Genomic DNA, 12,372 nt, shown 5'->3' on the forward strand with positions numbered 1-12,372 from the left:
CACCTATATAATGTATATGTATGTACATTGGTGTATAGATGAGTACAATATATTTATACTTTGTGACATCAAAACAATTATAATATATGCTTTTGAATTTATACAGGTAAACAAAAGGATAGGTCCTCAATGAATTCAAAAACCGGTACACAGATCATAGCTGCTTTTATGATAATATCAATGGTGCTCTCTTCAGTGATTTATTTCATTGGAAATGATAACGGGGGTAATGGTGATATTCAACCTGTTAGTACTGTAACTGGAGATTATTTTAATGTCGGTGGTAAACAGGTATTCCATAATTTCTATTCTATAACCGATGGTCTGCAGATGTCACCACCAAATGTCACTTCAGCTCTGTTCGTAGATGTGGATTATATTTCATCCACTGCATTCCAGCCTTGGCATGAACAACTGTCATACAACATTACCACCGTGAAACAATTACCGAGCAGTGATGTTGACACGCTGTACCAAAGCAAAACCATGCAGATGTATTATGCCCAGTTACCAGATGATGAGATACTATTATTGAGTAATATGAGTCCGAAAACAGTTTCCTTTGAATATATAGGGCTTCCTTCCGCTGACAATCAATATCTCATCCTGTTGAGAACTGATGTCAAGGGGGCGAATGTCATGGGCGTGCCCACCATTTTCACTAAATCCCGTGATACTGCCGAAGAAGTCCTTTCCATAATTGAAAGCTGGGTCGTACCATCAACGGGCTATGATGTATTCCTCCCTGTGCTGAATCATTCTGATGAGTATTCCGAATACCAGGCCGTGAATTCACAGGTCGTATTCGCAGATTTGTACTATATTGGGATACACCGAAATGATGATGGTACTTTTACCAGGACTACCGTTTATTACAATCCCGCAAAAGATACTCTTTCACATATCCGGACCCTGGCAAATAGTGGACTTGACAGAGGATTTACCCGGTATGATATTACACAGGACGGCAATATTGTCAAAGTAGTGTTGACCGGGGAGTTCTCCCAGGTTAATGATGAGGCTATTCGTTAAGCGAATAGCCTTTTTTGTTAAGGAGATGTCGGAGAGTTGTGGAATAAACTCTTGCATTTAAAAAATGTTTGCCCAATATCTATTCAATTTCAGCAGAAAATTATAACATAAATCCAATACCAGTAATGGAACAATAAATTAAAAAACATTTTGCAATCCAGTATGGAGCGCTGTTATCACTTGAAATGCATGGTTTTTATTTTAACAGTTGCAATACTTGTTCAATCGGTCATGATAGCAGGTGCTCCGTCTGATGGGAATAGGATACATCCGGAATTGTCGGGGCAGATGGCCATATCTCAATCCAACAACAATCAAGATACTATTTTTGTTATCATATTAATGAAAGAACCGTACCAACTTTCTGGTGTAAAGAATAGTAACAATATTGGCATTATGGTCAGTAAGGACAGTAAAGACAATAAAGACAATAAGTATAATAAGCAAAGTCGCAGGGAAATTATCAAAACATTAAAAGAGGAGTCACAACGCAAGCAAAGCGAAATCAATCTTGCTTTGAAAGAGAAAGAGCCTGATAAGGTAAAGAATGTCCAGCCATTGTGGATTGTGAATGCAATAGGACTGGAAGCGACACCTGATATGATTGAGGAACTCGCACAAAGGGATGATGTAGCTGAAATTATTCCCAATTTTAAAGTTCATACACTTGAGGAGCCTATGGGTGGTAGCATTGTTAGTGTTCTTGCAGCCTCAACAACCTGGAGTGTGACAATGATCAATGCACCACAGGTTTGGGCAATAGGATTTAACGGAACAGGGATCAATGTTTCAATAATTGACACTGGAATTAATTATACACATCCTGACCTTGTTGATAGCTATATATTGGGATATGATTTCGTCAATATTGATAGTGATCCAATGGATGATAACGGGCATGGTACACATGTTGCAGGCACTGTTGCAGGTAACGGTGCAAGCGGAACAAATACAGGAGTGGCGCCTGGTGCAAACCTCCTTGTTGCCAAAGTGTTGAACGACAGTGGTTATGGTGATTTATGGAATGTATCTCTAGCGTCTGAATGGTCGATTGATAATGGTGCAGATATAATTTCAATGTCATTTGGTGCAACAACTCACTGGGATTTCATGACTAGTATGGTTGATAATATCGTAGCATCGGGTGCGGTTCCTGTGATTGCAGCAGGAAACAATGGACCATTTAGTTCTACTATTCTTTGCCCGGGTGACGAGGAAAATGCAACAACAGTAGGTGCATCGGATAGCAGTGATAATGTTGCTGGATTCAGCAGTCAGGGGCCTGTGGGTACAATAACCAAACCTGATGTGGTTGCTCCAGGAGTAGGCATTATTTCAACATCAATAAGCGGTGGTTATACTTCAATGAACGGTACTTCAATGGCCACACCCCATGTATCCGGTGCTGTAGCATTGATTTTACAGGCTCATCCAGAATTGGGACCTCTTGATATAAAGCAATTGCTGGAAGATACAGCAATCGACCTTAATGCAGCTGGTAAGGACAATTTATCAGGTTCGGGAAGGATTGATGTATACGAAGCGATTGCAACATCTCCACAGGTTCACAATATTTCGATTAACCCAGATCCAACTAATATCAATGCAACAATAAACGCTACAATTTCCGATATTCGTGATAATATAACATATACATTTTTTTATATTGATAATGACCAATCTAATTTTACCGTTTTTAAAGCTTTAGATGGTGCATTTGATACTAAAAAAGAAAATGTTACTCAAATCATAGATATTACTAATCTTCTCGAGGGAATCCATATCGTTCGCATAAGGGTCAATGACAGCCTGAATTACTGGAATAACAAAACGAATTTCAGTTTCACGGTCGACCTGAGTCCGCCCATCATTTCCCTCAGTTCACCTCAGAACAACTCATTTATCAAATCGAACACGACCATTAACCTGACAATCAATGATACATATTCCAGCGTCACCAATGTCACCTATAACTACAATGGAACCAACCTCACACTTTTGCCACCGTATGACATAAACACCTCCTCATGGCCCGAAGGCCCAACCGGTGTACCGGTATGGGCTAAAGACGGACCAGGAAATGTGAACTACTCAACATTCATGTTTACCATTGACGATACCCCACCGAATATTACCTCTGTTCAGCATAATAGCACTGGAATCATTGATATAGGAGATACTGTATGGGTGAACCTTACCGGAAACGGGGGAAATCAATCGTTCTTTACGATTTCCGGCACAAATGTCCATGTATCATTGGATACGATTACTTCAAACTATTATTCCCATAATTATTCAATCCTACTAAGAATCGAGGTAAACAGCTCTAACCTTACCGGTTACCTTATTGACAAAGCAGGAAACATTAACAGTTTTAACGCATCAACTCCCATCAGCATTGATTCGCTATCCCCCCGCATCAACCTGACCTCTCCTGCCAACATCTCGTATCTCAAATCAGGCACCATCATCCATTTCACAATCTCTGACATTTTCCTTGCAAATGTCACCTACAGCCTGAACAGCACACAGGCGAATTATACCAACATCACCAATAAGATATTTCCTGCACCATATGAGTTAAACACCACAGATTGGAACGAAAGCTCGTTCGACCTGACTATATGGGCAAACGATTCCCTGAACCACATCACCATCTCAGATTACCACATCATCGTGGACAACATTGATCCAAACCTGACCCTTACCAGTCCTGCCTCCGATTATTCGACAACCCAAACATCAGTAACCATAAAAGGGACCGGTGATGCGGATGCAGATATTACCATTAACGGTGTTCTGGTTACCAACAATAATGGTACATTTACCCAGACATATACCCTTGTTCTCGGGTATAATACATTCACCATCAATGCCACCGATAAAGCTGGCAATGTTAACTCAACGGTGCTGACTGTAATCCGATATACCCTTAATACCCCTTCAAGCGGGGGTGGCGGAGGTGGTGGCGGAACATCGGGTGAAGATTTTAACAATATAGCAGAAACGCAGACCCAGAGAAATACCATATTAAAAGATCGTCAGGTAAGTTATGGTTTCGAAAAAACACTTAATCCCATAATTTATATCAACTTTACTGCAAAGCTCAGTGCGGGCATGGTCACATCAAAGATAGAGGTATTGCGGCATACTTCAACATTGGTTGAAATACCCGCACCTGATCTGGTATACAAAAATATCAATATCTGGGTTGGTAATTATGGCTGGGCCAATGACCGGTCAATTGTTAATGCTACCATCATATTTGCAGTTCCAAAAGAATGGATAACATTCCACTCCGTACAGGATGGTAGTATTGCACTGTACCGATATCACAATGATTCATGGGAACCACTGCCAACATCCATCATTAACACAAATGGAGAATATATATATTATGAAAGTGTAACACCCGGTTTTTCACCATTTGCCATTTCGGGTGAGCCTGGTCCCGTCCCAACTGTCATCCGGACACCCGTGCCAGAGCCTGTGAACAATACCAGTATCATATTGATCTATCAGGTACCGGTTGAACCTGAACAGAATAATTGGAATGCCCCATTCTGGGCTTTCTTGATTATCATTGTCCTGTCGTTTATTGCAACTATATATGATAACCTGGATGGTATCCATACGGTTATCAACAACATAAAACAACGGGGATGGCGATAGTTATATTACCTATCGTGTAGTACAAGGGTCGAATCAAACCGATGAATTATGACGGACATGAGTAGATCACTCATTGTCCAGAAGGAGATTTTTAATCATGGCACAAGCAATGTACGTTAAATTTGAAGTCCCATCAGACCTTGAGAACAGTGCTTTGGAAGCACTCGAACTGGCAAGGGACACTGGCAAGGTACGGAAAGGAACCAATGAAGCCACAAAAGCTATCGAGAGAAGCACAGCTAAGCTCATATTCATTTCTGAGGATATCGCTCCTCCCGAGATCGTGGCCCATATACCACCCCTTTGTGAAGAAAAGAACATTCCTTATGTTTATGTCAAGAAACAGGAAGAACTGGGTGCAGCCTGCGGCCTTAAAGTAGGGTGCGGTGCGGCAGTTATTCTGGAATCAGGCAAAGCAAAAGACCTGGTAGAAGATGTGGCTAATAAGGTCCAGGCACTGAAGTAGGCGCTCTATCATGGCAGATAACGACGGATTCCCGGCAGAGATTATTGAGATTATAGGCAACACCGGCATGCATGGTGAGGCCTTGCAGGTGCAGTGCAGGATACTCGAAGGCAGGGACAAGGGAAGGATTATTACACGCAATTGCGTGGGCCCTGTCAGGGTTGGAGACATCCTGATGCTCCTTGAGACCTCTAGAGAAGCAAAGAAACTTGCCACCAGGTGAGATATATGGAAAGACGAAAATGTTCATTCTGTGGCGGCGACATTGAAGTCGGCACAGGTAAGATGTTTGTGAAGAAAGACGGTTCAACCATGTATTTCTGTTCAAGTAAATGCCAGAACAACAGGAACCTTGGCAGGATACCAAGACGAGTGGAATGGACCCAAACAGCCCATAACCTCAAATCAAAATAGACCTGTTGTCTTTCATTTTTAGGATAAGATATCATGCAAAGAACATATCTTATGGTCAAACCGGACGGAGTACAGCGAGGGCTTATCGGCAAGATCATCACCCGCATAGAGGAGCGTGGTCTCAAGCTGGTTGCCCTGAAAATGTACATAATTCCGGAAGATGTGGCCAGGGCTCATTATGCCGAACATGAAGGTAAACCATTTTTCACATCACTGCTGGACTTTATTACCAGCGGACCTTCGGTTTCAATGGTGGTGGAAGGTAAGGAAGCCATTAAAATAATGAGGGCAACAGTGGGTTCGACAAATCCCCAGGACGCATCACCCGGTACCCTACGTGGTGATTTCAGCCTGGACATGGGACGCAATATCATACATGCGTCTGATTCAATTGAATCTGCGAACCGGGAAATAGGCATCCATTTCAGTGAATCCGAGATCGTTACATTTACCAGAATAGACGAACAATGGATGTACGAATGAATACCGTCTGATTTTTTTTTGATTCCGTCGGCGAACCATAGGTTCGCTGACACATAATTATAAATTGTGTCGTTACTATATTAAGAATGGGACATAATTTTTGACAGGGGATATTAAATGGCACATGATAAAAATCTCCGTACTCCAATTGTATGCGTTATGGGTCATGTAGACCACGGCAAGACCAGTCTCCTGGATAAGATACGTGGAACTGCCATAGTCGAAGGGGAAGCAGGTGCCATTACCCAGCATATCGGTGCTACTGAGGTTCCTCTGAATGTAATTAACAGGGTATGTGGAAACCAGGTCAAGGATAAATTCAAACTTCCCGGTCTGCTTTTCATTGATACCCCCGGACATCACGCCTTTACCACACTACGGTCAAGGGGTGGCGCACTGGCTGACCTGGCAGTAGTGATCGTTGACGTGAATGAAGGATTCCAGCCCCAGACCATTGAAGCTATCAATATCCTGAAACATTATAAAACACCCTTTGTCGTAGCAGCCAATAAGATCGACCGTCTCCATGGCTGGGACCCGATCCCAGGCTCACCGTTCCTTGCATCGTATAAAAAGCAACCAGAACATATAAGGTCAATTCTTGATACGAAGTTGTATGAATTAGTGGGCGAGCTGTATAATTATGGCTTCAGTGCTGACCGGTACGACAGGATACGGGATTTCCAGAGCACGATCGCAGTAATACCTATCAGTGCCAAAACTGGTGAAGGATTGCCTGATATACTTACCGTGCTGCTTGGACTGGCCCAGAAATTCCTGGAAACAAATCTTGAATACAATACTACCGGGCCGGGTGTGGGCGTGGTGCTGGAGGTCAAGGAAGAACGTGGATTAGGTATGACCCTTGACGCCATCCTGCATGAAGGCGAGATAAAAGTAGGAGATATGGTGGCGGTGGGTACATTGAATGACCCCATAGTTACGAAAATCAGGGCTTTACTAAAGCCCAGGCCACTGTCTGAAATTTCCAGGGAGGAAAAGTTCACCCAAGTTAAACAAGTTACTGCTGCGGCTGGTCTTAAGATATCCGCCCCGGGTCTGGATGATGCTATTGCAGGTGCACCTATACGGGTGGTCACCAAAGAAAACGCCAAAGCCATTTCTGAGGAAATCCGGTCCGAGATAAACCAGACCAGAATTGAGACCGATACTGTGGGTATTATTATCCGGGCCGATACTATCGGCAGTCTCGAAGCTATGGTAAACGAACTCAAAGGAGCTGGAGTACCGATTCGAAAAGCTGATATCGGGAATATCTCGAGAAGGGATATTGTTGAAGCTTCTGCCATTGAAGACCCCTTATATTCAGTAGTAATGGGTTTTAACGTGGACATACTTCCCGATGCTCTTGATGAACTCCAGAGAACCGATGTCAAGCTCTTTATAAGCGATGTCATTTACCGGCTGGTGGACGATTTTGAAGAGCATGTAGAGAACCTCAAGACACTTACTGAAAAACAAAGAAGTGAAGCCGTCATCAGGCCAGGGAAGTTCCGTATCCTGCCAAACCATACATTCCGCCAGAGCAAGCCCGCTGTAGTGGGTGTGGAAGTGGAAGGCGGGGTTATCAAGAAGAAACTGAATGTGATAAATGAAGAAGGAGTTCGCATTGGTGTCATAAAGATTATTCAGGACAAAAGCGAGAATGTCGATGAAGCCAGGTTTGGCTCACAGGTAGCAATCTCCATTGAAGGACCAGTAGTGGGCCGGAATATCAAGGAAGGTGAACTGCTCTACATTGATGTACCTGAAAAACATGCCAAGATCGTGGAACAGGAACTTATCGATACGCTGTCCCCGGATGAACTAAAAACACTCAAGGCATTTTTGGAGATTAAACGAAGAGGGAATGTTTTTTGGGGAAAATGAATTCCAGTAGGGTCTGTTTTTAATAATATATCATACCATTGTGTGTATTTTTTCAAGTAATTTAGGTTCATTCAAGTTACTCAGTACACTGGTGAGCGTGCGCCGTGTAGAAGTATGGTAGTATTCCCGTGTGACCTTTGCATATGAGTTCACAGCATCTTCAAGCATCTTTCTGTCCTTGGTCCTGGCTCCCATCCGTACCAGGGTTTCAGCTATGGCCTGGAACATGGAGGAGCGCTCGAACTCATCTGTAAGGTTCTCAGCAGCACGTTGGGCCTTGACAATACACTGCCTGGCCCGGTCTATTTCACCAATTTCAAGGAACAGCCCTGTCAGGTCAACATAAGCTGACACCCGGAAAATTTCCTGTTCGATGTTCCCGGCCTTATCAATCACATCCAGTGCCATCTCTGCCCTGTCCAAAGGTGTTCCTGTCCCTGCCACGGCAATTGCATCATCATTGTTATACAGCACACGGGAGATGCCTCTTAGCGCAGATGAGCGGTAGGTATTATATTCAATGGTCTCGACAAGTTTTTTTGATGCTTCGATTATCTGTGCATCGCTGTTTGTTACACCTACCTCTGCCATGGCCACTACCACTCCCTGCAGACAATGACTCCTGTCATGTCCGGTGTCGGTTTTGGCTGAAAGTGCTAAAGCCCGGTTGACCAGTTCGGTATTGGCTGTATTGCCTGCAATGCGGGCTGTAGCCCTGACAATGTCTACAAATGCCTTTGAACGGTCATGTGCGTCTATGATGTGCTGATTGAACCGTTCGGCAGCATCCAGATAGGCAGTATTGTTCGTCTCAACCGCCTTTTGTGCCAGTGTAGCAATACCGGCCCTGTATTTCTTGGAACGGTCGGTATCGTTCTTGATGGCTTCTGCCGTATCTTCAAGATGCCTGATAAAATCCTCTGCTGTATTATCCACCATAACATTGACCTCACATTATTCATTCATCCCTGAACCTGAAATATACCCTTCTGTTGTTCTTACCCTTGTTCTCGGCCTTGAATATCTCGATATGAGGTATCTCGCCAGTATTAGTTACGTGGGTGCCTCCGCATGCCTGCTGGTCCACCCCGGGTATGGTGATGACCCGTATTTCCTGTATATCGGGTGGGAAGGCGTCCTTGAGTTTAACGACTGATGGTATCTGGAGGGCTTCATCCCTGGGTAAGATATTGATGCTGACCGGAAGTTTTTGGTCTATGATCTCATTGACCTTTGTCTCGTATGACTGTATGAGTTCCCTGTCAAAATCTTCAAGATTGAAATCCACCCTGGTTTTTTCTTCACTGATCTGGTTGCCGGATATCTGTGCTCCGGTTTCGGTGTGGATGGTAGCTGCCAGGATATGGCTGGCTGTATGGTATTTCATGAAGAGGTACCGGCGGTCCCAGTCAATGACAGCTTTTATTTTGTCACCGGGAGTCAGTCCTGGTTTTGAGACCTCGTGGCTTATGGTATCACCGAACTTGCCGGTATAGACTACACTAAACTCTTCGGTGTCCTTGAGGAACTTGCCTGTATCATGGGGCTGCCCGCCTGAGTTGGGGTAGAAAAAGGTCCTGTCCAGCACTACAAATTTATCGTCCTTCACACTTTCAACAGTGGCATCGGACTCCCTGAGGTAGCAATCTTTCAGATATAGTGCATTCATGAAAGATTAATCAGCAGGCTATTAGATAAAATTGTTGTTCCATTCACACCGATTTTCGTCATGTGTTTATACATCATAATTGAACCATGGTCAGAATCTCCAAAAGCGACGTTTTTTTTGCTCAAACATGGCATAGGATACGATTTATGAAAAACCTCATTTGATTTGAAATATGTATGGATTATGGAATTTATAATATTCAATATTTATTGTTTAATCTTCATAATCAACATATATAGATGGGTTTAAGGTTCATTTTGTGCTTATTTCTATGCCATAATTGATTCTGGACGTTAACTTATCGTTGGATATCAGAATTTTTATGTTCCATACACGGAACATATTCTAGAGCGAGATTCCATGAAAAAACGTCACTGGCCTATTTGTTTTGATGCGAAAATGGTAGTTTTTTTGTGGAATATAAACGGCTGACGAAAATCGGTGTTAAATGATTGAATCAAGGAGATTTTTTTAGCGACGTGCTGAATTAATGTGTTTTCATCTTAATTTTTCAAAAATAAGACCTGATTTTGGTTATTTGACATGTTTTTATCAGATATTCAGAACTAATTTATTGTGAATATTTACTGTCAATACCTTTGATCCATAATTTCCAAATGTAATCAGTCATTTCCGTATACAACACAACAAATATAGCAAATAATATGAAAATTGCGAATGTTTCTTTATTTATTTTGAGTTCTGCTGTTTCTTGGAAAATGCCTGATGTATTTATAATAACATATGCAATTAGCCAAATTAGTTTGGTTGATTTGTTTTTTAAATAAATTTTTCCTGCGATACCTCCCACGACTGCCAGAAGTATTACTACAAATAAATAAAAAAGAATGAAATCCTTCGATGCTACTCTCCAGAAATTATTTATATGAACAGATATAATCATAAGAATTAGCAAAAAAGCTATAATTAGACCTCCTTTACCCCCTCTAATAATATATGCAGTTCCTTTATTGTGCACCATTTTAGTATTTCCAGCCCTAAATATAACATATTATTTTTCAATAAATGAATGATTGACCCTATTAAAAAATAAGGTCAATTTAGCTAAAATGTTTTATTTGAAATCGATTGAAATTGAATTATATTTTACATATCCTTTGAATTGGGTATCCGGCAAATCTCTATCTGTTAAGGCATCTGCCCATCCTTCACCAGTAAGTAAGGACGATGCACTGGTTTCAACCTGGAGATACATTGTATAATAATGACCCGATTCAAGATATACATTTTGTGTGGAGGAAAAGCTTTTGTCTTTATTTTCATACCAAGGTTTTGCCGATGAAGACCAATGATATATTTGTTGCGTATTTTTTACTTGACCTGTAGTTCCATCCCACAATATGGCAGTAACAGTCATTTCAGAAGAAGCTGCAAGTATATTCCCTGAAGATGTTTTTATCCATCCTGGCATTTTGATGTCAGCTTGTTGACCACCTGTCCCTGAAACGTAGAATTCTTTGCCAATCTGTGTCCATCCCCATTCGCTTGAATATCCTGGAGTTGCACGGCTTGTAGCTTCTGCTTTTCTTTCAGACGTATAAAAGTGAGCATCACTGTTGCCTGTTCCCAATCCCCCATTATCATTGTTTCCCCAGTCTGCGGTGGTAAAAGTCGTATCAGTACCTAATGGGACATCTGTGCAAGTATTTATAGATATTTCACCATTATTGATAGGCAGTTCTTTTTGAGACTTTTCCAGCGATTTTTTAATAGAATTCTCCATTTCTTTTTTAGAAGTGGTTTGAAGCTTTTCTAATTGCTTTTGCTCTTCATGAGTAGTGCCTTGGTCATTTATCTTCTGATCTGTGGTGGCCATACTTACAGTGGGTACAAACGCAATGTTCATAATTAACATCACCGCAAGCACCGCACATAATTGCATTCCTTTATTTCGTTTCATATTCTTATTTCCTCCAAATTATTTCTCCCGGAGGCAAAACAAGCAAGTTTTAAATACATTTAAAGCTCCTATTATATTGCCTTCGGGCATAGTGGGGTTGCGGCCTGATCTTTAGCGATGTATGCCTAAATCCCACCTTCTTTTCATGTACTTGATAATTGAATCAGTACAGCAAACCATACTCATGCACACTATATAAATATTTTGTTTTTTTTCAGAAATATTATCATATAATTATATATATTCTTACTAATATATCGGATATATAGTAATATATCTATAATTAAAATTGGATAATGTGAATACGCTTTTGGATAATCATTACTTTAATGTCACAGACTATAAAATCAAATTTCGATTTAACACTGACGACGTCTTCGGAGAAAAGGAACCGATAAAACTCTGCTTCCATGAATTATAATCTTCACCAAAACAACCCTTCATGCGTGGTCTGTTAAGTGATGAAACGTGAAAAATTACCGTCCTTTTAGTAAATTATTGATTGAAAACAAGATATTATATCTGGTGAAAATTCCCAGTACACCATTAACCTACAGCCTGCACCAGCCCGAATCCATATACATTATCTCTCGCAGGCACTCCCAGATCGATCGCACCATTAGCCATTGCAGCCCTGACCTCATCAGGTGAAGCTCCACCATTATCCTGTAACATCAGCGCAGCCACTCCGCTCACAAAAGGCGCTGCCATCGAGGTCCCGTTCATTGAACCATACCCTCGGTACAGCCATGGGAAATCGATACCCCACCCGGCGCAGCCAGCTCAACTTTGCTGCCATGAATTTATTAGAAAACCTATGAATAA

General features: G+C 41.7%; 12 protein-coding genes. 7 read left to right on the forward strand and 5 right to left on the reverse strand.

Translation table 11 applies throughout. The annotated features are described in order from the left end of the window. Positions 1-129 precede the first annotated feature (129 nt). The 7 genes from K0A89_05900 (at position 130) to infB (ending at position 7,957) form a co-directional block, all read left to right on the forward strand. Complete coding sequence (locus K0A89_05900; GenBank protein ID MBW6518016.1) at positions 130-1,032, forward strand: hypothetical protein; 903 nt, start codon at positions 130-132, stop codon at positions 1,030-1,032. A 189-nt stretch (positions 1,033-1,221) separates the two neighbouring features. Next, complete coding sequence (locus K0A89_05905; GenBank protein MBW6518017.1) at positions 1,222-4,704, forward strand: S8 family serine peptidase; 3,483 nt, start codon at positions 1,222-1,224, stop codon at positions 4,702-4,704. 97 nt (positions 4,705-4,801) lie between these two features. Then, a complete protein-coding gene (gene rpl7ae / locus K0A89_05910; protein ID MBW6518018.1) occupies positions 4,802-5,170 on the forward strand; it encodes a 50S ribosomal protein L7Ae in 369 nt (122 codons plus the stop codon). Positions 5,171-5,180: 10 nt separating this feature from the next. Next, positions 5,181-5,393: a 30S ribosomal protein S28e gene (locus K0A89_05915; GenBank protein MBW6518019.1), complete on the forward strand. Its 213-nt coding sequence runs from the start codon at positions 5,181-5,183 to the stop codon at positions 5,391-5,393. A 5-nt stretch (positions 5,394-5,398) separates the two neighbouring features. After that, entirely contained in the window at positions 5,399-5,584 is a 186-nt protein-coding gene (locus K0A89_05920; GenBank protein MBW6518020.1) for a 50S ribosomal protein L24e, read from the forward strand. Between the two features lie 33 nt (positions 5,585-5,617). After that, on the forward strand, positions 5,618-6,067 hold the full coding sequence (gene ndk, locus K0A89_05925; protein MBW6518021.1) for a nucleoside-diphosphate kinase: 450 nt from the start codon (positions 5,618-5,620) through the stop codon (positions 6,065-6,067). A 117-nt stretch (positions 6,068-6,184) separates the two neighbouring features. Next, positions 6,185-7,957, forward strand: a complete 1,773-nt coding sequence (infB, locus tag K0A89_05930) for a translation initiation factor IF-2 (GenBank protein MBW6518022.1) — start codon at positions 6,185-6,187, stop codon at positions 7,955-7,957. 30 nt (positions 7,958-7,987) lie between these two features. Here infB and K0A89_05935 read toward each other — a convergent pair whose 3' ends face one another. The 5 genes from K0A89_05935 to K0A89_05955 all read right to left on the reverse strand — a co-directional run bounded on the left by K0A89_05935 (position 7,988) and on the right by K0A89_05955 (position 12,273). Continuing rightward, positions 7,988-8,896, reverse strand: a complete 909-nt coding sequence (locus K0A89_05935) for a hypothetical protein (protein ID MBW6518023.1) — start codon at positions 8,894-8,896, stop codon at positions 7,988-7,990. Between the two features lie 19 nt (positions 8,897-8,915). Then, positions 8,916-9,626 carry an alanyl-tRNA editing protein gene (locus K0A89_05940; protein MBW6518024.1) on the reverse strand — a complete coding sequence of 237 codons (711 nt, stop codon included), beginning with the start codon at positions 9,624-9,626 and terminating at the stop codon, positions 8,916-8,918. A gap of 571 nt (positions 9,627-10,197) precedes the next feature. After that, complete coding sequence (locus tag K0A89_05945; protein MBW6518025.1) at positions 10,198-10,608, reverse strand: hypothetical protein; 411 nt, start codon at positions 10,606-10,608, stop codon at positions 10,198-10,200. Between the two features lie 93 nt (positions 10,609-10,701). Next, positions 10,702-11,547, reverse strand: a complete 846-nt coding sequence (locus tag K0A89_05950; protein ID MBW6518026.1) for a hypothetical protein — start codon at positions 11,545-11,547, stop codon at positions 10,702-10,704. A gap of 546 nt (positions 11,548-12,093) precedes the next feature. Further along, positions 12,094-12,273, reverse strand: a complete 180-nt coding sequence (locus tag K0A89_05955) for a S8 family serine peptidase (GenBank protein ID MBW6518027.1) — start codon at positions 12,271-12,273, stop codon at positions 12,094-12,096. Positions 12,274-12,372: the final 99 nt, after the last annotated feature.

The sequence above is a fragment of the ANME-2 cluster archaeon genome, from assembly GCA_019429385.1.
Lineage (GTDB): Archaea > Halobacteriota > Methanosarcinia > Methanosarcinales > Methanocomedenaceae > Methanocomedens_B.

Excerpts from the sequence above, each read along its gene's own strand:
- K0A89_05900 (MBW6518016.1), top strand. The coding sequence starts at position 130 with ATGAATTCAAAAACCGGTACACAGATCATAGCTGCTTTTATGATAATA.
- K0A89_05905 (MBW6518017.1), top strand. The coding sequence starts at position 1,222 with ATGGTTTTTATTTTAACAGTTGCAATACTTGTTCAATCGGTCATGATA.
- rpl7ae (MBW6518018.1), top strand. The coding sequence starts at position 4,802 with ATGGCACAAGCAATGTACGTTAAATTTGAAGTCCCATCAGACCTTGAG.
- K0A89_05915 (MBW6518019.1), top strand. The coding sequence starts at position 5,181 with ATGGCAGATAACGACGGATTCCCGGCAGAGATTATTGAGATTATAGGC.
- K0A89_05920 (MBW6518020.1), top strand. The coding sequence starts at position 5,399 with ATGGAAAGACGAAAATGTTCATTCTGTGGCGGCGACATTGAAGTCGGC.
- ndk (MBW6518021.1), top strand. The coding sequence starts at position 5,618 with ATGCAAAGAACATATCTTATGGTCAAACCGGACGGAGTACAGCGAGGG.
- infB (MBW6518022.1), top strand. The coding sequence starts at position 6,185 with ATGGCACATGATAAAAATCTCCGTACTCCAATTGTATGCGTTATGGGT.
- K0A89_05935 (MBW6518023.1), bottom strand. The coding sequence starts at position 8,896 with ATGGTGGATAATACAGCAGAGGATTTTATCAGGCATCTTGAAGATACG.
- K0A89_05940 (MBW6518024.1), bottom strand. The coding sequence starts at position 9,626 with ATGAATGCACTATATCTGAAAGATTGCTACCTCAGGGAGTCCGATGCC.
- K0A89_05945 (MBW6518025.1), bottom strand. The coding sequence starts at position 10,608 with ATGGTGCACAATAAAGGAACTGCATATATTATTAGAGGGGGTAAAGGA.
- K0A89_05950 (MBW6518026.1), bottom strand. The coding sequence starts at position 11,547 with ATGAAACGAAATAAAGGAATGCAATTATGTGCGGTGCTTGCGGTGATG.
- K0A89_05955 (MBW6518027.1), bottom strand. The coding sequence starts at position 12,273 with ATGAACGGGACCTCGATGGCAGCGCCTTTTGTGAGCGGAGTGGCTGCG.